This window comes from Nocardiopsis sp. LDBS1602 (assembly GCF_035818715.1).
Lineage (GTDB): Bacteria > Actinomycetota > Actinomycetes > Streptosporangiales > Streptosporangiaceae > Nocardiopsis > Nocardiopsis alba.
Genome location: NZ_JAYLVW010000003.1, coordinates 76,957 through 99,168 on the forward strand (window position 1 = coordinate 76,957; position 22,212 = coordinate 99,168).

General features: G+C 68.1%; 21 protein-coding genes. 9 read left to right on the forward strand and 12 right to left on the reverse strand.

Translation table 11 applies throughout. The annotated features are described in order from the left end of the window. Positions 1-332: 332 nt before the first annotated feature. On the forward strand, positions 333-1,835 hold the full coding sequence (locus tag U9J66_RS12420; RefSeq protein ID WP_326337737.1) for a CCA tRNA nucleotidyltransferase: 1,503 nt from the start codon (positions 333-335) through the stop codon (positions 1,833-1,835). Between the two features lie 8 nt (positions 1,836-1,843). Here U9J66_RS12420 and U9J66_RS12425 read toward each other — a convergent pair whose 3' ends face one another. After that, the gene (locus U9J66_RS12425) at positions 1,844-2,569 is read right to left on the reverse strand and encodes a class I SAM-dependent methyltransferase (protein ID WP_014909823.1); all 726 of its coding nucleotides are present in this window, start codon (positions 2,567-2,569) and stop codon (positions 1,844-1,846) included. A 157-nt stretch (positions 2,570-2,726) separates the two neighbouring features. Here U9J66_RS12425 and U9J66_RS12430 point away from each other — a divergent pair, with 157 nt between their 5' ends. Beyond that, a complete protein-coding gene (locus tag U9J66_RS12430) occupies positions 2,727-3,242 on the forward strand; it encodes a GNAT family N-acetyltransferase (protein WP_326337738.1) in 516 nt (171 codons plus the stop codon). Here U9J66_RS12430 and U9J66_RS12435 read toward each other — a convergent pair whose 3' ends face one another. Then, a complete protein-coding gene (locus U9J66_RS12435) occupies positions 3,243-4,535 on the reverse strand; it encodes an MFS transporter (RefSeq protein ID WP_326337739.1) in 1,293 nt (430 codons plus the stop codon). Positions 4,536-4,601: 66 nt separating this feature from the next. Further along, complete coding sequence (locus tag U9J66_RS12440; RefSeq protein ID WP_017536073.1) at positions 4,602-5,678, reverse strand: inositol-3-phosphate synthase; 1,077 nt, start codon at positions 5,676-5,678, stop codon at positions 4,602-4,604. A gap of 862 nt (positions 5,679-6,540) precedes the next feature. Between U9J66_RS12440 and U9J66_RS12445 the strand changes: the two genes are divergently transcribed. From U9J66_RS12445 to U9J66_RS12470, 6 genes are all read left to right on the forward strand, one after another. Continuing rightward, positions 6,541-9,351: a transglycosylase domain-containing protein gene (locus U9J66_RS12445; protein ID WP_326337740.1), complete on the forward strand. Its 2,811-nt coding sequence runs from the start codon at positions 6,541-6,543 to the stop codon at positions 9,349-9,351. A 237-nt stretch (positions 9,352-9,588) separates the two neighbouring features. Then, positions 9,589-9,879 carry a 30S ribosomal protein S6 gene (gene rpsF / locus U9J66_RS12450; RefSeq protein WP_014910833.1) on the forward strand — a complete coding sequence of 97 codons (291 nt, stop codon included), beginning with the start codon at positions 9,589-9,591 and terminating at the stop codon, positions 9,877-9,879. Positions 9,880-9,986: 107 nt separating this feature from the next. Further along, positions 9,987-10,571, forward strand: coding sequence for a single-stranded DNA-binding protein (locus U9J66_RS12455; RefSeq protein ID WP_042284593.1), 585 nt, complete (start codon positions 9,987-9,989; stop codon positions 10,569-10,571). Between the two features lie 108 nt (positions 10,572-10,679). Further along, positions 10,680-10,916 carry a 30S ribosomal protein S18 gene (gene rpsR, locus U9J66_RS12460; protein WP_013155832.1) on the forward strand — a complete coding sequence of 79 codons (237 nt, stop codon included), beginning with the start codon at positions 10,680-10,682 and terminating at the stop codon, positions 10,914-10,916. Between the two features lie 27 nt (positions 10,917-10,943). Further along, positions 10,944-11,390, forward strand: coding sequence for a 50S ribosomal protein L9 (gene rplI, locus U9J66_RS12465; RefSeq protein WP_014908814.1), 447 nt, complete (start codon positions 10,944-10,946; stop codon positions 11,388-11,390). Between the two features lie 181 nt (positions 11,391-11,571). After that, on the forward strand, positions 11,572-12,405 hold the full coding sequence (locus U9J66_RS12470) for a peptidoglycan recognition protein family protein (RefSeq protein WP_326337741.1): 834 nt from the start codon (positions 11,572-11,574) through the stop codon (positions 12,403-12,405). 44 nt (positions 12,406-12,449) lie between these two features. On the opposite strand, the gene U9J66_RS12475 is transcribed toward U9J66_RS12470, so the two are convergent. Then, positions 12,450-13,799 (reverse strand): MATE family efflux transporter, encoded by a 1,350-nt coding sequence (locus U9J66_RS12475; protein WP_326337742.1) that lies wholly within the window; start codon positions 13,797-13,799, stop codon positions 12,450-12,452. A 348-nt stretch (positions 13,800-14,147) separates the two neighbouring features. Between U9J66_RS12475 and dnaB the strand changes: the two genes are divergently transcribed. Further along, positions 14,148-15,500 (forward strand): replicative DNA helicase, encoded by a 1,353-nt coding sequence (gene dnaB, locus U9J66_RS12480; RefSeq protein WP_014911375.1) that lies wholly within the window; start codon positions 14,148-14,150, stop codon positions 15,498-15,500. A 245-nt stretch (positions 15,501-15,745) separates the two neighbouring features. Here the strand turns inward: dnaB and U9J66_RS12485 are convergent, their stop codons facing one another. The 8 genes from U9J66_RS12485 to upp all read right to left on the reverse strand — a co-directional run bounded on the left by U9J66_RS12485 (position 15,746) and on the right by upp (position 22,052). Next, entirely contained in the window at positions 15,746-16,330 is a 585-nt protein-coding gene (locus tag U9J66_RS12485; RefSeq protein WP_017536067.1) for an NAD(P)H oxidoreductase, read from the reverse strand. A gap of 31 nt (positions 16,331-16,361) precedes the next feature. Continuing rightward, a complete protein-coding gene (locus U9J66_RS12490; RefSeq protein ID WP_326337743.1) occupies positions 16,362-17,372 on the reverse strand; it encodes an NADP-dependent oxidoreductase in 1,011 nt (336 codons plus the stop codon). 41 nt (positions 17,373-17,413) lie between these two features. After that, a complete protein-coding gene (locus tag U9J66_RS12495) occupies positions 17,414-18,472 on the reverse strand; it encodes an AraC family transcriptional regulator (RefSeq protein WP_326337744.1) in 1,059 nt (352 codons plus the stop codon). A 665-nt stretch (positions 18,473-19,137) separates the two neighbouring features. After that, the gene (locus U9J66_RS12500; protein WP_014911583.1) at positions 19,138-19,368 is read right to left on the reverse strand and encodes a hypothetical protein; all 231 of its coding nucleotides are present in this window, start codon (positions 19,366-19,368) and stop codon (positions 19,138-19,140) included. A gap of 291 nt (positions 19,369-19,659) precedes the next feature. Continuing rightward, positions 19,660-20,169, reverse strand: coding sequence for a PH domain-containing protein (locus tag U9J66_RS12505; protein WP_014911622.1), 510 nt, complete (start codon positions 20,167-20,169; stop codon positions 19,660-19,662). A 19-nt stretch (positions 20,170-20,188) separates the two neighbouring features. After that, entirely contained in the window at positions 20,189-20,353 is a 165-nt protein-coding gene (locus U9J66_RS12510; RefSeq protein WP_014913358.1) for a hypothetical protein, read from the reverse strand. Between the two features lie 364 nt (positions 20,354-20,717). Continuing rightward, positions 20,718-20,960 (reverse strand): three-helix bundle dimerization domain-containing protein, encoded by a 243-nt coding sequence (locus tag U9J66_RS12515; protein ID WP_017536064.1) that lies wholly within the window; start codon positions 20,958-20,960, stop codon positions 20,718-20,720. Positions 20,961-21,398: 438 nt separating this feature from the next. Further along, on the reverse strand, positions 21,399-22,052 hold the full coding sequence (gene upp / locus U9J66_RS12520) for a uracil phosphoribosyltransferase (RefSeq protein ID WP_326337745.1): 654 nt from the start codon (positions 22,050-22,052) through the stop codon (positions 21,399-21,401). Positions 22,053-22,212 lie beyond the last annotated feature (160 nt).

Genomic DNA, 22,212 nt, shown 5'->3' on the forward strand with positions numbered 1-22,212 from the left:
GTTCGACGCAACGCTTGACCGGTTTCCTGATTCGGGGCCAGATGTCCATCCCGCCGGGGATGTGGATGTGACAGGGCGGGGACGGAGCGGGGTGCCCGCACGGCGCGCTCGGCGGAAGCGGGGCAGGTGGCCTCGGGCTGACCGTGACAAGCCACCACTGCACCCGAAGATACCGCGTTCCCCGAACCCCGGTCCTGGCGCGGCCCTCGCCCTGGCGTGTGGTGAGGCCAGCCTTTCATCCGCCACGGGGTCCACGCCAGGGTCTCCACACCCTCCGCCGAAGGTCGGAGACGATTCGCGGTTTGCCCGCGCGGCCACTTAATCTGCGTTGTGTGCCGAACACAGAGTTTTCGAGTAACGACACCGCACGTGACGAGCGCATCGGAAGGAGCTCGGTCGTGGACGAGCCGACCGGTGAGCAGCGCGCCGCGATCACCGCGCTGATCGACTCGATGCGTACGGTCTCAGAGGAACTCGGCGACCGGTTCGCCGCGCACGACCAACAGCTCGCCCTCGTCGGCGGTCCGGTCCGTGACGCTCTGCTCGGCCGCGCCTCCAACGACATCGACCTCACCACCGACGCCGTCCCCCAGCGCATCCTCGAACTGGTCGACGGCTGGGCCGACTCGGTGTGGACGGTCGGCATCGAGTTCGGCACCGTCGGTCTGCGCAAGCGCGGCGATCAGTTGGAGATCACCACCTATCGCAGCGAGGCCTACTCGCCCAAGTCGCGCAAGCCCGAGGTGTCCTACGGCACCGACATCCGCGACGACCTGCTGCGCCGGGACTTCACCGTGAACGCGATGGCGGTCCGGCTGCCGAGCGGAGAGTTCGTCGACCCCTTCGGGGGCCTGGCCGATCTGCGCGCCAAGGTGCTGCGCACCCCCGGAAGGCCGGAGGACTCCTTCAGCGACGACCCGCTGCGCATCATGCGCGCGGTCCGTTTCGCCGCCCGGCTCGACTTCACGCTCGCCCCCGAGGTGGCCGAGGCCGCGCGCGACATGGCCGACCGGCTCACCATCGTCTCGGCCGAGCGTGTCCGCGACGAGCTCACCAAGCTCCTGCTCAGCCCGAACCCGCGCCGGGGCATCGAACTCATGGTGGACCTCGGCATCGCCGAGCACGTCCTTCCGGAGATCCCCAAGATGCGGTTGGAGATCGACGAGCACCACCGGCACAAGGACGTCTACGAGCATTCGCTCACCGTTCTCGACCAGGCCATCGATCTGGAGCGTTCGCGCGGACACGAGCCCGACCTGGTGCTGCGTCTGGCCGCGCTCCTGCACGACATCGGCAAACCCAAGACCCGTGCCTTCGAAGGCGGCAACCGGGTGACCTTCCACCACCACGAGGTGGTCGGCGCCTCCATGAGCCGTAAGCGGCTCACCGCGCTGCGCTTCCCCAAGGACGTCGTCGGTCAGGTGGGCCACCTGGTCGCCCTGCACCTGAGGTTCCACGGTTACGGCAAGGGGGAGTGGACCGACTCCGCGGTGCGCCGCTACGCCCGTGACGCCGGAGACCAGCTGGAGCGGCTGCACATCCTCACCCGCGCCGACTGCACCACTCGCAACCGGCGCAAGGCGGCGGCCCTCGCCCGCTCCTACGACGACATCGAACGTCGGATCGAGACCCTCGCCGAACAGGAGGAACTGGACCGTATCCGTCCCGACCTCGACGGCAACGAGATCCAGGAGATCCTCGGCGTCGGCCCCGGCCCCCTGGTCGGCAAGGCCTACCGCTTCCTTCTCGAACTGCGCCTGGAACACGGTCCGATGGAGAAGGAGACGGCCGAACGCGAGCTGCGCTCCTGGGCCGCCGACCACCTGGAGCGTTAGCCCCCTCACTACAGCCCGGGTTTGACCGCGGTGACGGCCATGGCCATGCCGAAGACCCGGAGCGGGGTGCCCTCCAGCCCGTCCGCCACGTGCTGGAGGGCACGGGGGCGGCGGTCGAAGGGCGGCATCAGATAGTCGATGGCGCGTACGCGAAGGCCCGCGCCGCGCAACAGCCCGCCCATCTCCTGCGTGGTGAAGGCGCGGGCGTCCGACATCCTGTCGTGCAGGGGGCGCACCCAGGGCAGGAAGGGCGCGGTCAGGGCCGAACGGCGCCGCGCGCCCCACAGCACCCCGTGGGTCTCGAAGGGGAACCAGCGGTTGGGGGTGGTGAGGGAGAGGGCGCCTCCCGGTTTGAGCACCCGGCGGATCTCGGAGAGCCCCTCCTCCAGGTGGTCGAGGTGTTCCACGACCTCGAAGGCGGTGACCCGGTCGAAGGTGTTGGCGTCGAAGGCCAGGGAGTCCACGGACATCTTGTGCACGCCGACCCGGTCCTCCAGTTCGGTTCCGGCGATGCGGTCGGAGAAGGACTCCAACCGTCCGGGTTCGACGTCCACCGCGTCGACCCGCACGTATCCTCCGGCGAGTTCGACGGTGTAGGTGCCGTCTCCGCAGCCGACGTCGAGCAGTCGATCGCCGCGGACGGGGAGTTGTCGGCGCACCGTCTCGATCCGCTTGGCGACCCCGCGTTCCCCGAAGGAGCTCGAAGGGGCGCCGAGTCCGTGGTCACCGGTCATGGCCACCGTTCCCGCTCGTGGATGGGTTCTCCCGGGGGACACTACATCAGGTGACGCTCCGGTCACCGAACGATGGGGCGATATGTCGACCCATGGCGGGGGTCTCCCCGTCGACCCCGGTCTCGGCCGATCACGCGGGGATCGGGAGAATACTCCGGTGAGCACCACCATCTGGTATCTGGAGACCACCGCCCCCGACGAGTTGCGTCCGGGGCGCGACCCGGGGGGCCACGTCGCCCTCGTCCACGCGGAGCTCCCCTCCGCCGAGCTCTCCCGTTTCCTCTACTCCGAGGTCGGCCGCGACTACCAATGGGTGGATCGCGGCTCCTGGGGGATCGACGAGTGGCGTGCCCGGACCGAGGATCCCCGTGTGGAGACCTGGGTCCTGTACGAACGGGGGACCCCGGCGGGCTACGTCGAGCTGGAGGGGCAGGACGCCGGGGACGTCGAGATCGTCTACTTCGGTCTCCTACCCGGGTTCCTCGGACGCGGCCTCGGCGGCCACATGCTCACCGAGGCGCTGCGACGCGCCTGGTCGATGGGGGAGCGGCCGGCCGGTCACGAGGCGACCCGCCGGGTGTGGTTGCACACGTGCTCCCTCGACGGGGAGCACGCCCTGGCCAACTACCGGGCACGAGGCCTGCGGCTGTACCGGGAGACGACCGAGCCCTGATCAGGGGATCCGGGTCACCTCGTGGCGGTTCTCGCGGCGGGCGCGTACCGTCCAGGCCGCGCCCATCGACAGGAAGGCGATCACCATCGCCGCGACCACGGGGACGCTGGTCCCCGACGGGGGGATCAGAGCGGCGGCCAGCGCCGCGCCCAGGACGAAGGTCGCGTTGAACAGGACGTCGTAGACGGAGAAGACCCGGCCTCGGAAGGCGTCGTCGACGTGGCGCTGCACCAGGGTGTCGACGGTGACCTTCACCCCCTGGGACACGAACCCCAGGACGAAGGCGGCCACCGGGAACAGGGCGGGGGAGAAGGGCAGCCCGAACACCAGCAGCGCCGTCCCGGCGGCGAAGAGCAGAGAGGCGATCCAGGCGTTCTCCCCGATCCGTGAGGTCGCCGACGGGGTGGCCACGGCCCCGAGGAAGAACCCGAGGGCGAGCAGTCCGGCCGCCACGGAGAAACCGGCCATCCCGGCGACCCCGCCACCGGTGAAGGTGTTGTTGTACAGCAGCAGTGTGATCAGGGTGGAGATCCCGAACAGGACCCGGTGGCCGCCGATGGTGAGCAGCCCGACCCGGGCCGGCACCCGCCCCCAGACGTGCCGGACCCCCGAGGTCATACCGACCACCACGTTGCGCAGGGCGGCACGGACCTCCTCCGGCTCCTCGTCCAGGTGCGGACCCAGTTCCCCATGGCGCAGGGTGAGCGAGACCAGGGCGGCCCCGACGAAGCCCAACGCGGCGACGAACAGGATCATCCCGGTGCCCAGGGCCCGTTCCCCGCCGATCATCCCGATGGCCAACCCGACCCCGGTGCCCAGGGAACTGGCGACGGTGCCGCAGGTGGGGGTGACGGCGTTGGCCATCATCAACCGGTCGCGCGGGACCACGTAGGGCAGGCCGGCGGAGAGCCCGGAGAGCAGGAAACGATTGACGCTCAACACCAGGAGCGCGGCGATGAAGAACGCGGGCCCCTCGCCGTGGGCGATCAGGAGCGCGGTCACCGTGGCCAGGGCCGCTTTGATCAGCGAGGACAGGAAGAGGACCTGACGCCTCGGCATGCGGTCGATGAGCACCCCGGCGAACGGGGCGACCACGGAGAAGGGGAGGAGCAGCACGGCGAACGCCATGGCGACCTCGCCCGCGCCGGTGTGCTGCTCGGGGTTGAAGAAGACGAAACCGGCCAGACCGGCCTGGTAGATCCCGTCGGAGAACTGCGAGACCAACCGGGTACCGAACAACCGGCGGAAACGTGGGCCCCGCAGGACCTCGCGCAGATCACCGAAGAAGGACACCGACACAGGGTAGAGCGTGCGCCGGATGAGGAACGCCCGGGGCCGGAGACGGCCCCGGGCGGAGGATCAGACGTTCTCGCCCTCGATGAAGCGCTCGACACGGTCGTGCGCCTCGGCGTCGCTGTACTGCTCGGGCGGCGACTTCATGAAGTAGGAGGAGGGGGCCAGGATCGGTCCGCCGATACCGCGGTCCTTGGCGATCTTCGCGGCGCGGACCGCGTCGATGATGATGCCCGCGGAGTTCGGGGAGTCCCAGACCTCCAGCTTGTACTCCAGGTTCAGCGGGACGTCGCCGAAGGCGCGACCCTCCAGACGGATGTAGGCCCACTTGCGGTCGTCCAGCCACGGCACGTGGTCCGAGGGGCCGATGTGCACGGAACCGGCGTTGAGCTCGTGCGGGATCTGCGAGGTGACCGACTGGGTCTTGGAGATCTTCTTGGACTCCAGGCGCTCGCGCTCCAACATGTTCTTGAAGTCCATGTTGCCGCCGAAGTTGAGCTGGTAGGTGCGGTCGACGACGACGCCGCGGTCCTCGAACAGCTTGGACAGCACACGGTGGGTGATGGTCGCGCCGATCTGCGACTTGATGTCGTCGCCGATGATCGGCACCCCGGCCTTGGTGAACTTCTCGGCCCACTCGGGGTCGGAGGCGATGAAGACGGGGAGCGCGTTGACGAAGGCGACACCCGCGTCGATGGCGCACTGGGCGTAGAACTTGTCGGCCTCCTCGGAACCCACCGGGAGGTAGGAGACGAGGACGTCGGCCTTCGAGGCCTTGAGCGCGGCGACCACGTCGACGGCGTCCTCGGAGGACTCCTGGATGGTCTCGCGGTAGTACCGGCCCAGACCGTCGTAGGTCGGGCCCCGCATGACGGTCACGCCGGTCGGCGGGACGTCACAGATCTTGACGGTGTTGTTCTCGCTCGCGACGATGGCGTCGGACAGGTCATGGCCGACCTTCTTGGCGTCCACGTCGAAGGCCGCGACGAACTCGATGTCGCGCACGTGGTAGGGGCCGAATCGGACATGCATCAGACCGGGCACCCGGGACTCCGGGTCGGCGTCCTTGTAATAGTGCACGCCCTGGACGAGCGACGCCGCACAGTTGCCGACGCCCACGACGGCTACACGTACCGAACCCATTGGTCCTTGCTCCTTCTTCTTGGTGAACATGGATTCCACAGCGCATGGCGACGGGCCCGCGCCGAAGCGGTCCGGGGCTCGTCGTCCTGCGTCCGTATCCCGTATGTGGTCAGCAGCGCACACGGCGGTTCTGTTCCCCCTCATGGTGGTCGACCACGGGGGGCGAACTGTGAATGTCCGGCTGGTTTGTTCTGCTATGACTCTATCTTTGCCTGTCATGTGGGCCGTCTCCGGCGGGGTGCGGCGGAAACGTGATGTTCACACGAGGGTAAGAATCCCCGCGGTCTCCCGGCCGGCGCGCGGCACCGGCCCCGACCTCGCCGGTCACCGAAGGCCCCGCCCCCTCTCGGGTAACGGGAGTGGCCGCGATCACAATGGCGTCCACGAAAGTTCGCACCACCCCTGAGCAGCGGGGATGTGCGTATTCCGGTGCAAGGTGACGATCACGGTGAAAGCACGCGATACTCTCGCGCGTGGGTTGTGCTCTACCGTTCGGTCGCTCTAACGTGACCTTTGCTTTGCGTGTGCGGCCGGTAGGAACCCGGAACGAAGCCACCGCCGCGGCGACGTTCACGTCGGCTCGAAGCGCCGATGACAGGGGCAAACGCACCCGCGGGCCAACGACCAGGAGGAAGTAGCGGCCAACGTCTTCGCGACCTGTTGAAAACCTTCGACCTCAAGTGGGCGTCTCTTTATCAAGCCTTGAACGACAGGCGTAGCGGTGGAGACAGGCCACACCGGCCCGGACCCTCGCCGGTATACCGCGACAGGTCGCGAACCACCGATCCCCCAGGGGGACCGTCCCCCGTTTCCACCAAGGAATCGTCAGGCCGACCGGCCGTGAGAGGCAATCGAGGACCACGTGAGTACCGAACGACGACGGAGTGCCGACGGCGGCCGTCGCCGGGCCAACGGCCCGGACGACGGTCCGCGCGGTAACGGCGGAAGGCGCAGGGCCGACGGCCCGCCCCGGGAAGAACGTGCCGGTGGGCGTCGCCGTCCCGACCCCGAGGACGAGGGCGGCTTCTGGGGGAACGACGAAGCCGAACCCCGACGCAGGGCCCGCCCGCCCGAGGCCGGCGCCCGCTCCGAAGGACGTCCGCGCCCCGAGGGCGGACGCCGCCGCGCCGACGGCGAACGGCCTCGTGACCCCGAGGGCCGGCGCCGTCGTCCCGACGACGGGGACCGGCCGCGCCGCCGCCCCGAGGGACAACGCCCGCGCCGCCCCGAAGACGGCGACCGCCCCCGCCGCCGTCCCGACGACCCCCGGGCGGGAGGCCGCCGGCGCGCCGGTTCCGGGCCCCGTGACCCTCGCGACCGTGAGCACGGTGCCCGCTCCGAAGGAGGCCGGGGTTCCGGCAGAGGCGGACGCGGCTCCGGCGGTGGAGGCGGCGGACGCCGACGCCCCCGCGACAAGGAACCGGACGACCGTCCCTGGTTCAAGCGCTTCCTCTCCAAGGCGTGGAAGCCCGCGCTGGCCTTCTGCGGCCTGATGATCATCGGCGGCGTGGCCGCCTTCGTCATCCTCTACGCGATGGCCCCCGATGAAAGGGACCTGACCGAGAACGCGGAGAAGACCGCCTCGGCCACCCAGATCTACTGGGCCGGCGAGGAGGGCGAGGAGGAACTCGCCGTCACCACCGGTGAGGTCAAGCGGGTCTCCATCACCCGCGACGACATCCCCGAGGAGGTCGTCAACGGTGTGCTCGCCGCCGAGCAGCGCACCTTCTACGAGGACCCGGGCATCAACATCCGCGGCATCGGCCGCGCCATCCTCAGCCGAGGCGAGGACGGTGGTGGTTCGACCATCACCCAGCAGATGGCCCGTAACTACTACAGCGACCTCGACGGGCAGCCCCCCCTGACCCGGAAGATCCGCGAGATCTTCATCGCGATCAAGCTGAACCAGCAGCTCACCCACGACCAGATCCTCACGACCTACCTCAACACGATCTACTTCGGTCGCGGCGCCTCCGGTATCGAGATGGCCTCCCAGGAGTACTTCGGCAAGAGCGTGAGCGAACTCGACGAGGCCCAGGGCGCCTACCTCGGCATCATCATCCAGATGCCCAGCAACTTCGAGGGCACCGAACTCGGCCCCTGGACCCAGAACTACCTGGAGAACGAGCGCTGGCCCTACGTCCAGAACCAGCTCGCCCAGATGTACGAGGAGACCGGCGGCGAACGCGGCCTCCCCGAGTCCGAGGCCCAGAACCTGGAGATCCCCGAGACCCTGGAGTACAACCCGGAGGAGGCGGCCGATCCCCAACAGGGCTACGTCCGTCAGGCCGTGATCGAAGAGGTCGAACGGCGCTACACCGAGGAAGGCGTGACCGGCGCCAAGATCGCCACCGAGGGTCTGGTCATCAAGACCTCCCTGGACAAGGAGCTGATGGACGCGGCCGAGGAGGCCTTCAGCGTCCTGCCCGAGTCCGCCGCCGACGACACCATGCGGAGCCTGACCTCGGTCGACCCCTCCACCGGTGAGATCGTCGCCTTCAACGGCGGTCCCGATGTCGCCACGGTGATCAACAACTCCCTGGTCCACCAGACCCAGGCGGGTTCGGCCTACAAGCCCTACGTCCTGGCGCGCGCGCTGATGGACAATATCGGCCTGCGCAGCCAGTTCGACGGCGACAACGCGCGCGAGTTCCCCGGACTGGCCAGCCCGGTGCACAACTCCGGCAACGTCGACTACGGGCCGGTCGACCTCATCCAGTCCACCGCCGACTCGGTGAACACGAGCTTCGTGGAACTGGCGATCGAGGTCGGCGAGACCCGCGTCGACGAGCTCGCGATCGAGATGGGCGTCGATCCGGCCCGGAGCACCACCTCCACGGTCGGTCCGCTCATCGCCCTGGGCACCCACCAGGTGAACTCCCTCGACATGGCCAGCAGCTACGCGACCTTCGCGGCCCAGGGGCGCCACTTCCCGGCGCACATGGTCACCGAGGTCCAGACGGCCGACGGCAAGGTCCTCGAACCGGACGACAAGACCGAACTGGAGACCGGGACCGAGGTCCTCCCCGAGGGGGTCGCGGCCGACGCCACCTACGCCATGCAGGAGGCCGTGCTCAACGGTGGTGCGAGCAGGGCCGCGCTCGACGACGGACGGCCGGTGGCAGGTAAGACCGGTACCTCCTCCGACGCGGTCTCGGCCTGGTTCTCCGGGTACACCCCCCAGCTCTCCACGGCCGTGGGGCTGAGCCGCCACAGCGGCCAGCCGCTGGACTTCGGCACCGATTTCGGCGATGTCTACGGCGGTACCACCTCCGCGATGGTCTGGAAGGCCTACATGGAGGTCGCCATGGCCGGCCAGGAGCACCAGCAGTTCCCGCCGCCCCAGTGGGTCGGCGAGGACCAGAGCTTCCTGCCCACGCCGCCGCCGAGCGAGGAGCCCAGCGACGAGCCGAGCGACGAGCCCAGCGAAGAGGTGAGCGAGGAGCCCAGCGACGAGCCGAGCGACGAGCCCAGCGACGAGCCGGAGGAGTGCGAGCCCTGGGATGTCGGTTGTGAGGACGGCGGGGAGACCGACAACCCCGACGACTGTGGCAACTGGCCTTGGACCCCGCCCTGTGAGGAAGACGAGGACGGCGGTGACAACGGTGGCGAGAACGGCGGCCCCGGACAGCCGGGGAACGGCCCCGCGGGGCTGATCCGACCGCGCGAGTGATCCGGCGGACCCGGCGATGAGGGCCGGTGCCGGAGGGGAGACCCTCCGGCACCGGCCCTCGGTCGTTCCCACAGGGGCAACACCGGTGGTACGCCGCTGCTGGTAATCTTGGCTCCCGTATGGCTCAGAGCCTGTGCGGCCGCCCCACTCCGAACGGGGCGGTGAAAACCCCGGGCTCCTGCCCTCCTGCCATGGAGATTCCATGGCCGCGACAGTCCAGAGGAGGAACGTACGCCTATGCGTCGTTACGAAATCATGATCATCCTCGACCCGAACCTCGACGAGCGCACCGTCGCCCCGTCGCTGGAGAACTTCCTCGGCGTCGTCCGCAACGACGGCGGCTCGGTCGAGAAGACGGAGATCTGGGGCAAGCGTCGTCTCGCCTACGACATCGAGAAGAACTCCGAGGGCATCTACGCGGTCATCGACCTGACCGCCGAGCCCGCAACGGTCAAGGAGCTCGAGCGTCAGCTCGGCATCGCCGAGGCCGTGCTCCGCACCAAGGTTCTGCGTCCCGAGGTTCACTAGGCACCCCGGTGCCCGTCCCCCTGTCCCTGTTTCTGTCCTCGGTGACGAGGATGATGCGGGGACAGGCGTAACCGCCTGAACCGAACTATCTCGAACCGGAGCCGATCATGGCAGGCGAAACCCAGATCACGCTCGTCGGCAACCTCGTCGACGACCCTGAACTGCGCTTCACGAACAGTGGAGCCGCGGTCGCCAGCTTCCGTGTGGCCTCGACGCCCCGCACCTTCGACCGTCAGTCGGGGGAGTGGAAGGACGGCGAGTCCATGTTCCTCACCTGCTCGGTGTGGCGACAGTACGCGGAGAACGTGGCCGAAAGCCTTCAGCGCGGCATGCGCGTCATCGTGCAGGGCCGTCTGCGGCAGCGTTCCTATGAGACCCGCGAGGGCGAGAAGCGCACCGTTTTCGAGGTCGACGTCGAAGAGGTCGGTCCGGCCCTGCGCAGCGCCACCGCCAAGGTGACCAAGACGCAGCGCCAGGGCGGCGGCTTCGGCGGCGGCGGTGGCGGTTTCGGTGGCGGCCAGCCCCAGGGCGGCGGCTACGGGAACCAGGGCGGCGGCTTCGGTGGCCCGCAGGGCGGCCAGGGCGGCCGCAGCGGTCCCCCGGCCGACGACCCGTGGGCGACCAACGGTGGTGGCGGCGGAGGCTTCGGCGGCGGTGGCGGCGGAGGCTTCTCCGACGAACCGCCGTTCTAGACCGGCACCACCACACCCGACCCGGCGGTCCGGAACCGCCGAGTCATCTCTTCCATGTCCCAGCCCATCCCCGGGAGGACCCCGGGGCTCTTGCGAAGGAGCACCACGATGGCTAAGCCGGCAGCGCGCAAGCCCAAGAAGAAGGTTTGCCTCTTCTGCCAGGAGAAGCAGTCCTACATCGACTACAAGGACACCACGCTTCTCCGCAAGTTCATCTCCGAGCGCGGCAAGATCCGTGCCCGCCGCGTCACGGGTAACTGCACCCAGCACCAGCGCGACGTCGCGACCGCGATCAAGAACGCGCGCGAGGTGGCCCTGCTGCCCTACACCAGCACCGCTCGCTAGCGGCGATATCCGAGGGAGGTTTTAGTCGTGAAGCTGATTTTGACCCACGAGGTCAACGGTCTCGGAGCCCCCGGCGATGTCGTCGAGGTGAAGAACGGTTACGGTCGCAACTACCTGCTGCCCCGCGGGTTCGCCATTCGGTGGACCCGTGGCGGTCAGAAGCAGATCGACCTGATCCAGCGTGCCCGCAAGGCGCGTGACATCCGCACCCTGGACGAGGCCCAGCAGGTCGCCGGCCAGGTCGGTGCCCTGACCGTGCGCCTGAAGCAGCGCGCCGGCGAAGGCGGCCGTCTGTTCGGTTCGGTCACGCCCGCGGACGTCGCCGAGGCCGTCAAGGTCGCCGGCGGTCCCGAGCTGGACAAGCGTCGTATCGAGATCAAGAACCCGATCAAGTCGGTCGGCGCCCACAAGGTCCAGGTCCGCCTGCACCCCGAGGTCGTCGCCACGATCAAGCTGGACATCGCCGGCGTCTGATCACGGACCCGGTGACCGGCCACGGTCTCGCGGCCCCGTCCCTCCTCTGGAGGGGCGGGGCCTTCGTCGTTCACGGGACACGCCCGGTCGTACATCCTCTTTGATTACTGTTTGTAACCTATCGTGTTCTCTGTGTCGTGTCGCTTTCCGCGACGCTCCGCACGGAGAGGACAACATACCGATGGCCGTTGAGAAACGATCCGAGACCGACCACCCCCTGGCGGTGGACCGAAGGACGATGCTGCGCGGCACGGCCCTGGCCACCGGAGGCGTACTCCTCGGTGGCGCGCTGGGGATCTCCGCGGTGGGATCGGCGGCCGCCGCGGCCGAACCCAGGCTGTACACCCGATCCGACTGGAAGGCGCGCGTGCCCAAGTCGCCGATCTCGATCCAGTCGCAGGCCCCGACCCACATCGTCGTCCACCACACCGCGACCGGGAACGCATCGGACACCTCCGCGAGCCACGCCGCCGCACTGTCGCGCTCGATCCAACGCCACCATATGGACAACAACGGCTGGACCGACACCGGACAGCAACTGACGATCAGCCGAGGCGGCCACATCATGGAGGGCCGCGACAACTCCTTCAAGGCGATCCGCGACGGCGGTCACGTCATCGGCGCGCACACCGCGAACCACAACTCGCACACCATCGGTATCGAGAACGAGGGCACGTACTCGTCGGAGACCCCGCCCGCCGCCCTGATGTCCTCTCTGGTGGAGACCTGTGTCTGGCTGTGCGCCGTCTACGGGTTGGACCCCCGGGAGGCGATCGTGGGCCACCGCGACTACAACTCCACCAACTGCCCGGGCGACAAGCTCTACTCGATGCTGCCCAAGCTGCGCGACGACGTCGGAAGCAGGCTCCGGAAGCAGCTCGGGGACATGAGCCGCCAGGCCTCCCGAGGCATCGACCCGTCCCGCCTCCCGGGTTTCCCGGAAGCACCCTCCGACGAACGCGTCGCCACCTTCTACCACGGTCCCACGCTCGGGGACCTCGACACGGGGCGCTGAGTCGCGGGGGCCGGGAGACCGGCCCCTTCCCGCGTCTCGGGACGTCAGTCTCGAGTGGCCCCGGTCACCAGCCAGGCGGTGCCACGGGCCCGCAGACCCAGGGTGACCGCCCGCGCCACGATCCATACCGAGAAGGCGCCCCAGAGACCGACCAGCCCCCAGGTCTGGGAGGTCGCCAGCGACGGCAGGACCAGGGCGAACGGGAGGAAGACCAACATCGTCCACAGAGAGGCCCAGGCCAGGTAACGCTGGTCGCCGGCGCCCATCAGAACCCCGTCGAGCACCATCGTCACCCCGCTGAGCGGTTGGATCAGCGCCACGACCACCAACGAGGCCGTGATCAACGAGGCCACCTTCGGATCCGAGGTGAAGGGAAGGTGGGCCCAGGGCAGGACCAGGAACACCACCACGGTGAAGGCCAGTCCCGCCAGTACACCCCACTCGACCATGCGACGGGTGGCGGCCCGCGTGCCGCGCACGTCCCCCGCCCCCAGATAACGCCCCACGATCGACTGCCCCGCGATGGCGATGGCGTCCATCGCGAACACCAGAAGCGCCCACAGGTTGTAGCTCACCTGGTGCGCCGCGATCGACTCGTCGCCCAGCCGGGCCGCCACCGCCGTGGTCACCAGCGCCACCACACGCATGGACACACTGCGCAGGAACAACGCGAACCCGGCCGAGGCCGAGGCGCGCAGCCCCGCCACGCTCGGAGCCAGGGAGACGCCCTCCCGCCGGGCCGACCGGGCGATGGACGCCACGTACCAGAACGCCCCCGCGCCCTGGGCCAGCACCGTCGACCACGCGGAACCGGCGATGCCCCAGTCCAGCACCAGTACGAAGGTCGCGCAGAGCACCGCGTTGCCGATATAGGAGGCGACCGCCACCACCAACGGGGTACGGGCGTCCTGAAGGCCGCGCAGCACACCGGTCCCGGCCATGATGATCAGCAGGAACGGCGTGCTCAACAGGCTGATCCGCAGATAGGTCAGCGCGTAGGGCGCCACCTCGGGGGAGGCCCCGAGGAGGTCGATCATCCAGGGGCCAAGCGGCCAGCCGATGCCGATCGCGACGACACCGAGGATCACGGCGAGCCAGAGGCCGTCGATCCCGTCACGCATACCGCCGGGGATGTCGCCCGCGCCGAACTTGCGGGACACGGCCGCGGTGGTCCCATAGGCGAGGAAGATGCACACCGCCGCGAGGGTCAGCAGGACCTGGCCCGCGACGCCGAGTCCGCCGATCGCCTGGGTTCCGAGACTGCCGACGATCGCGGTGTCGGTCAGGAGGAAGAGCGGTTCGGCGATGAGGGCGAAGAAGGTGGGGACGGCGAGAGCGAAGATCTCGCGGTCGTGGCGATGCCGGAACGGAGCGGCGGAGAGCAGAGTGGCCATGACGGGGCAACAGTACCGGACAGACGTTCGATCGGGTGGGTGAAGTTTTCCACAGGAGGTCGTAAGCCTGTGGATAACCTGTGGAAAGCCCCTCTGTGAGACATCTTGCGCGTCCTGGCCGGGAACTGCGTTTTCGCAGTTCAAAGCGGGTATAGCCGGCACAGGGAAAAGTTATCCACAGGTGATGTGCACAACCTGTCCGCACAATGCCCCACAGGGCTCCGGATGTGATGGTAAAGGGCTTTCCACAGGGTGCCTCCACGGCCTCCTCCGTCTCCGGGATGGGGCATCCTGGAGAGGACGGCCCGAACCGGGGTCGGCGCACGTTGCCGGTGTGGGGGAGAGTTCGTGAGTGTCGCTGAGCAACCACCTGAAGAAGGCGGATACGAGCGCACCCCACCCCATGACATCCAGGCGGAACAGAGCGTCCTGGGCGGCATGCTCCTGTCCAAGGACGCCATCAGCCAGGTCGTGGAGATCATCCGCTCCGCGGACTTCTACCGCCCGGCCCACCAGATCATCTACGAGAGCGTCGTCGACCTCTTCTCCCGCGGCGAACCGGTCGACGCCATCTCGGTCAACGCCGAACTGACCAAACGCGGCGAGGCCGCCCGCGTCGGCGGGGCCCCCTACCTGCACACCCTGACCGAGGCCATCCCCACAGCGGCCAACGCCGGTTACTACGCCAAGATCGTCTCCGACCGCGCCGTCCTGCGACGCCTGGTCGAGGTGGGCACCCGTATCGCGCAGATCGGCTACTCCGGCGACGGCGAGGTGGACGACCTGGTCGACCACGCCCAGGCCGAGATCTACAAGGTCGCCGAGAAACGCACGGGCGAGGACTACGTCGTCCTCGGCGACATCATGCCGGGCGCCCTGGACGAGATCGAGGCGATCGGCGCCAACGACGGCAGCATGACCGGTGTGCCCACCGGCTTCGCCGACTTCGACGCCCTCACCAACGGCCTCCACCCCGGTCAGATGGTCATCATCGCCGCCCGCCCGGCTGTAGGTAAATCGACCCTGGCCTTGGATTTCGCGCGTGCGGCGTCCATCAAGCACGAGATGACCTCGGTCTTCTTCAGCCTGGAGATGGGGCGCAACGAGATCGTCATGCGTCTGCTCTCGGCGGAGGCGCGGGTGCCGCTGCACACCATGCGGTCGGGGTTGATGACCGACGACGACTGGGCCCGCCTGGCCAGACGCATGGGCGAGGTGGCGAGCGCGCCGCTGTTCATCGACGACTCCCCGAACATGTCGATGATGGAGATCCGGGCCAAGTGCCGACGGCTCAAGCAGCAGCACGACCTCAAGCTCGTGATCGTCGACTACCTCCAGCTGATGAGCTCGCCGGGCAGGGTGGAGAGCCGTCAGCAGGAGGTCTCGGAGATGTCGCGTTCGCTCAAGCTCCTGGCCAAGGAACTGGAGGTACCGGTGGTGGCGCTCTCCCAGCTCAACCGTGGTCCCGAGCAGCGTACCGATAAGCGCCCCCAGGTCTCCGACCTGCGTGAGTCCGGATCGATCGAGCAGGACGCGGACATGGTGATCCTGCTCTACCGCGAGGACGTGCACGACAAGGAGTCGCCGCGCGCGGGCGAGGCGGACATCATCGTGGCCAAGCACCGTAACGGCCCGACCGCCGACGTGACGGTGGCCTTCCAGGGTCACTACAGCCGTTTCGTGGACATGGCGCCGAGCTGATCCCGATCTCGTGACGAGTCGTTCCTCTGGTCCGGCTCCAAACGGGTGTTTCGACCGAAGATGGACACCATGCCTTCAAGCGGATGATTCACCCTTTTGATCTGGGATGATGTGATGTGAACGTGTGCGGGGCGCGGCCTTTCCAGGCCGCGCCCTGCAATATTGGTCGCTCTGTAATTCTGTTTATGTGATGGCCGAAAAGTCGACAAAGAGATTTGTCGATGCGGTGCTCCCTGTCTTCGAGGTCAGGACACCGGGAGTCGTTCCGCCGGCTCTCGAACGAGCATCCGGTTCAGGCTCCGGTCCACGGCCTCCAGGTCGGGGGAGCCGAGACTGTCGTACATCAGGTGCACGAACGCGTCGGAGATTCCGCAGAACCGGGAGATCCCGTCCCCGAGCTGGATCTCCAGGGACCGGTCGAATCCGTGCTCGGCGTAGGAGCTCGCGGATCCGCCGGCCAGGCCGATCCAGAGCATCCGTTTGCCGTGGAGGGTGCTCGGTTCGTAGGCGAACCCCCGGTTCCACACCCGGTCGATCCAGCCCTTGGCCATGGCGGGCAGGGAGAACCACCAGACCGGGAAGACGACCACGATCAGGTCGGCGGCGGACACGCGGGCCATGTGCTCCCGGGTTTCGGGCGTGTACGCCTTGTTCGGGTCGGTCCAGTCGGGTTCGTCCTCAGGAGGCAGGACCGGGTCGAAACCCTCTCCGTGAAGGTCGAGGGGGTCCACGGTGTATCCCTCGTCGGTCAGCCGTTCGGTGACGCGTTCCGCGACCGCGGTGGTGAGGGAGTCGGTTCTCGGGTGGGACCGGACGACGAGTGCGTGCATGACGGGGCTCCTTCGAGTCGCCGGGGCGGGGTCAGAGACGGACGAGCATCTTTCCGGTGTTGGCACCGTCCAGAACTCCGAAGAACGCCTTCGTGGCGTTCTCGAGGCCGTCGAGCACGGTCTCCCGGGTGCGCAGGGTGCCGTCGAGCAGCCACGGCATGGCCTTGGCGTGGAATTCGGGGAACCGGTTCAGGTAGTGGCCGACGATCATGCCCCGCAGGCTCAACTCCTTGGTGACGGCCCGGTACAGGTCGGGTCCGGCGAGAGGGCCGGTCGCGTTGTAGCCGCTGATCGCGCCGACCAGGGCCACGCGGCCACGCGGGTTCATCGCCTCCAGGGCGGCGTCGAGGTGGTCGCCTCCCACGGAGTCGAGGTAGACGTCGATCCCGTCGGGGGCGGCCTCGCCCAGGCTCTTCGCGAGATCGCCCTCTCGGCGGTCGATCGCCGCGTCATAGCCGAACTCGGTGGTCAGAAGGGCCGTCTTCTCCGGGCCGCCGGCCGAACCCACGACACGGGCGGCGCCCAGACGGCGGGCGATCTGTCCCGCGACGCTTCCCACGGCGCCCGCGGCGGCGGAGACATAGACGGTGTCGCCCTCGTTGACGGGGGCGATCTCGGTGAGTGCCAGGTAGGCGGTCAAGCCGGTGGTACCGAGCGGCCCCAGATGGGCGGAGGCGGGGACCGGGTCGATGTCCACCACCACGACGCCCGTCGCGTCGACCACGGAGTGCTCGCGCCAGCCGAGGAAATGGGAGACGTGCGCGCCCACCGGGATCGAGTCCGCTCGGGAGGCGATGACCTCGCCGATCGCGCTGCCCTCCAGTGGGGCACCGAGTTCGAAGGGAGGGATGTAGGAGGGAGCGTCGTCCATGCGGCCCCGCATGTAGGGGTCGACCGACATCCAGGTGTTGCGGACCAGGATCTGTCCCTCGGCGAGTTCGGGGATACGGACCTCGGTGAGGGTGAAGTGCTCGTCGCCGGGGGCGCCGACGGGGCGGGCGACCAGGTGGATCTCGCGGGTGGTGGTGGGCAGGGAGTGCATGGTGTGCGCCTTTCTCGGGTGTCCTGTCGACACCTTCGAATCTAGGAGCGCACGATCTCCCGTCCCAGGTCCGCGGGCGCCACGAACCGGTCCGTACGTGTCAGGCGTCGTCGTTCCCGGCCGGGGGAGTGGCCGCTCCAACGGTGGAAGGCCTTGCGCAGCGCGCGGTCGTCGGTGAATCCCAGTCGGGCGGCGATCGTGTCGACGGGGAGGTCCTGGGCCAGGAGGCGGCGGGCCCGTTGGTATCGGGCCGTGTCCACCTCCGCCCGCCAGGTCGTCCCGTGCTCGGAGAGTTTGCGTTGGAGGGTGCGTGGGCTCAGGACGAGTCGGGCGGCCACGGCGTCCAGGGTCGGAGCACCCAGGTCGAGTTCGCTCTCCAAGGCGATGCGGAAGTGCTCCCGCCAATCGGGGAGGGGGCGTGAGGTCTCCAACAGCATTCCGGCGTGGTCGCGGAGCAGGGCGGCCAGGCGGGGGTCGGAGTCGGGCAGGGGGACGTGCGCGTCCTCGGCGGCGAAGAGGATGGTGTCCCTCTCGGCCTCGAACTCGATGCGGTCGGTGCCGAAGGCGCGGACGAGGGGTCCGTGGTGCGGAGGGGCGGCGTGGCCGAAGGTGACCTTGGCGGGCACGATGTCCCGGCGGGTGGCCTCGCGTGCCCGACGTAGGTAGTAGGCGAGGACGTACTCGTGGACGGCGGCCGAGGTACGGGGGTCGTCGATGGTCGTGCGGTATTCGATCTCGACGGCACCGTCGCGGTCATGGACCTCGAAGTGCTCCTCGGCGGCGGTGACGACACGGTGGTAGGGGAGGCTTTCGGAGAGGGCGTCACCGAGGTCGACCCCGTTGACCAGGAGGTAGTCCCAGGCGGGCATGCTGCCCAGTCGGGCGGACTCGGCGACGCGTAGTCCCGCGGTCCCTTCGGGGAGGGAGTAGGCCAGCAGCTCCCACAGGCGGCCCAGAGTGGTCAGGGGGATGCGGAGACGGTCGTCGTCGAGTGATGTCGCGCCGGGTAACGCGGTGATGAGCGGTGCGGACACCCCGGAGGCCAGCGCGGTGTCGCGGACCAGGCGGACCAGGGCGGTCGAGGACGTTCCATCGATCATGGAAGCATCCTATTCTTGCCTTTATCGTGCGGTTTTGTCCTTGGGGGTGCGTCCTTCGTGGACTGCTTTCCCAGGTATCGGTCGCTCTATTTTCTGATTTATGTGTAGACCGAAAAGTCGACAAGGGGATTTGTCGACGAGACATCCGTGAGGGCCCGCTTCCTGCGCGGCGCGTGCCCGGTGAGGCTCCGCCGTGTCGTCCGGCCGGACCGCGTCGATCCGATGCCGCTGTCCTCCCATGGGCGAGACGGCGTCCTGGCCTAGGGGGCGGGGGTCGGTTTCGGACAGTGGATCGCTGATTCATGGGTGTCCGAAAGGGGTCGGTCGCCGTGGGAAGGCGAGGGTCGTCCTGGCCGAGAGGTGGGGGTGCCGGCCGAGGGTGGCGCGCCGTGAGGGCGTGGGCCGAGCCGAGGCCGATGGGCGGGTGTCCCGTATGTCGGTTTCAGAGAGAGTCGGTGCTCTATAAATAAGACGATACGGTTCGTTTATTTATCATTCAGGGAGGAGGGGTGAGACGGGTATCACCCTTGATGTCACTTCAAGAGGGGCGATCTGGACGTCCGTATTCGTCATTCATGTCGCGCCGATTGGTCGATGCGAGTGGAGCCGGGCATGACGAAGGGCCGCCCGCGCGATGCGGACGGCCCTTCGGGGATCGTTGCGATCTAGAGCCAGCGCGCCTCGGGGCGCGTGCGGCCGTTCTCGTCGGTGATCAGAACCCAGTGCATGATCGGGTGCTCCGTGGTGGTGGCGTCGGCGTCCTCGCGCGGTCGGGGGACCAGCGCGGGCTCGGGAGCCAGGCCGGAGAGGCGGCGGCTCGCAGCGGCGGAGCGGGTGCGCCGACGGTCGGTGGACGTGCGAGAGAGGTGCGGCGCGTGCTCGGTCCTGCGTGCCATGTAGCCCTCCTCGTTTCCTGTGTGGATGACCCATGTTAACCATCTGTTCACCTTTGAGTCAATTGGATTCGGGGCGATGTGCCCGATCTCGCAGGTGTGCCGGGAGGGCGTGGAGTTCAAGGTGAACATAAGGTGAACAACCGGGTAACCGAGGCGTACCCGTGGAGCGGTGATCCGAACCCGGGTCCGTTCGGTGCCCGGTTCCCGGAGGGGGACGGAGCGCATACGAAAGAGCACCCGTCGACATGACGGGTGCTCTTCGACGACTGTCGTATCGGGTGCCGTACTCGGCTACTCCTTGAAGATCAACCCCACGACCTCGAGGTAGAGCTGCTCGGGATAGGGAATGAAGTCGATCCGACTGAGCGCCTGATCCTGACCGGCGGACTCCATGACGAAGGTGCCGTACCCGAGGAAGCGTCCGATCAGGGTGCGCTCGAACCTCATGTCCGTCACCTTGCCCAAGGGCATCATGTTCACCTGGCGGGTGATCAGTCCGGTGGTCAACAGCAACCGCGCCGAGGTGATGACGAAATAGTCCACGGACCACTCCGCCACCCGCCAGACGAACCACACCAGCACCAGCAGCCAGAGCCACCAGATGACGGCGAGGGTGGCGGTGCTGTTGCCGCCGATCGTCCGACTCAGGATCCCGGCGAGGATCAACGCGGCCAACACCGTGGCCACCGGGCCGATGAGGACCGCGGGGTGGCGTCGGATGGTCACCACGTCCTGCTCGTGCGGCAGGAGGTAGCGGTTGACCGACGCCGGTGCCGCGTTGCTGGACGCTACGAGCCTCATGGCACCCGCTCTCTCACGCCTACGGCAGTAGTGCGTTGACGAAGCGGGACATCGACTCCGCGCCGCCCATCAGGCCGCCCAGGGCGCCCTGGATGACCCCGGCCGCGCTTTCCGGTTGCGTGAGCAGATAAAAAGCCACGAAACCGATGAGCGCGTAACCGCCCCATTTCTTCAACTTCGCCACGACTGACTCCCCTTGGAATCCACCTGACCCACCGACCCAGCAGTGATTGTTCCATCGACCATCATGCCCGTAAAGCCTCGGGCGCACCCTCGGCGTGGCGTTATGTCGGACCTTCCACGCTTGTGGTCTGTGTCCGGTTTCGGTGATGTTGTTAACCCTGGTAATGGCAGCCCGGAAAGGATCCCTCTCGCGACCCAGGTCAGGTGTGGTGTCGAGGAGCGGGAGGGTGATTCCGGAAGGGCGAGTCGGTACCGCACAGCGGACCCGGAACTCGGGAAGAGGGGTGTCGGGCGCGTGAGCGCCGGGTCATCCCGGTCTTCCGAAGTTCCGGGGTGGTGCAGGGCCGAAAAGGAAACGCCTGGGGTCAGTGTTGTTCGGCGAAGGCCAGGGCCAGCACCTGGAGGTGCTGTCGGGCGATCCGCTCGACGAGGTCGGGGGTGGCCCGCCCGGTCACGTCCTTGGCCCCGTGGTGCGCGGCGTCCACGCAACGGGACACGGTGGAGGAGTGGTGGACGTTCGAGAACTCCGAGGCGAGGCGGCTGACGACTCGGCTGAAATGAGGGTCGTGGGCGGCCTGGGTGGTCGAGGTGGAGGGGGTCTCGGGCATCTCACTCCTTCGAGGGCTGTGCGGCGGGTCGGCACGTTGCGTGCGCGCTCGGGGGCTTTGCGTAGCGACCGAGGGGTCGCCTGAGTGCCGCTCCGAAAGCGGGCGGCTGGGTGCTGATATCGGTGGCGGATCCCCTGGGGGCGGTTTCGGTCTGGCTGATCTACCCGGTTACGGGTGGCCAAGAACTATGATCACCCTAATCTGTTACGTTCCAATCTCGAAATGAATTCGGCTAATGCGGCATCGTGTCTCCCGGTGACCGGACGAGCGGGCTCGACCTGGAGGGACGTCGGTCGGGGAGGCGGTCATGAGGGACCAATGCCCGATTTTCGGACGATCATTCACCCCGAGCCGAAAAGAACCGAAAAAGCGTCCAGCCGGTGATCCGGCTGGACGCTCAGGGAAGGGTTCGGCGGGGGCGCCGCGCCTCGGTGGGGTTCAGGAGCAGCCGTACAGGCGGTCTCCGGCGTCTCCCAGTCCGGGGAGGATGAAGCCGTTCTCGTCGAGGCGTTTGTCCACGGCCGCGGTCACCACGCGCAGCGTGGCCCCGTGGTCCTCCGGGAGGCTCTCGGCCAGCTTCCGCTCCACGGCGGTCAGGCCCTCGGGGGCCGCCAGCAGACAGATCGCGGTGATGTGGTCGGCGCCGCGCTCGACCAGAAGCTTCAGGGCGGCGGCCAGGGTGCCGCCGGTGGCCAGCATCGGGTCCAGTACGTAGCACTGGCGACCCGACAGGTCCTGCGGCAGCCGGTCGGCGTAGGTGGCGGGCTGAAGGGTCTCCTCGTCACGGGCCATGCCGAGGAAGCCCACCTCGGCGGTGGGCAGCAGACGGGTCATGCCGTCGAGCATGCCCAGGCCGGCGCGCAGGATCGGCACGACCAACGGCGTCGGCCGGGAGAGCTGGGTGCCGGTGGCCTCCACGAGCGGGGTCCGGATGGTGACCTCTGTCACTCGAACATCGCGGGTCGCCTCGTAGGCGAGCAGGGTCACCAGCTCGTCGGTCAGCCTCCGGAAGGTGGGGGAGTCGGTCCGCACGTCGCGCAGGGTGGTCAGTTTGTGCGCGACCAAGGGGTGGTCGACGACCAGGGTTTCCAAAACGTTCTCCGGGTGAGCTGGGACAACAGGACGTTGAGCGTGTGGAGGGGACGCTTCGAGTCTAACCGCGCGTATCCCCCGAACCGGGGATTCTCGACGCGGTCGGAGGAAGGGTGAGGAGGTATCGGCTCTCGGAGGAGAGATACAGGTGGGAAACGGG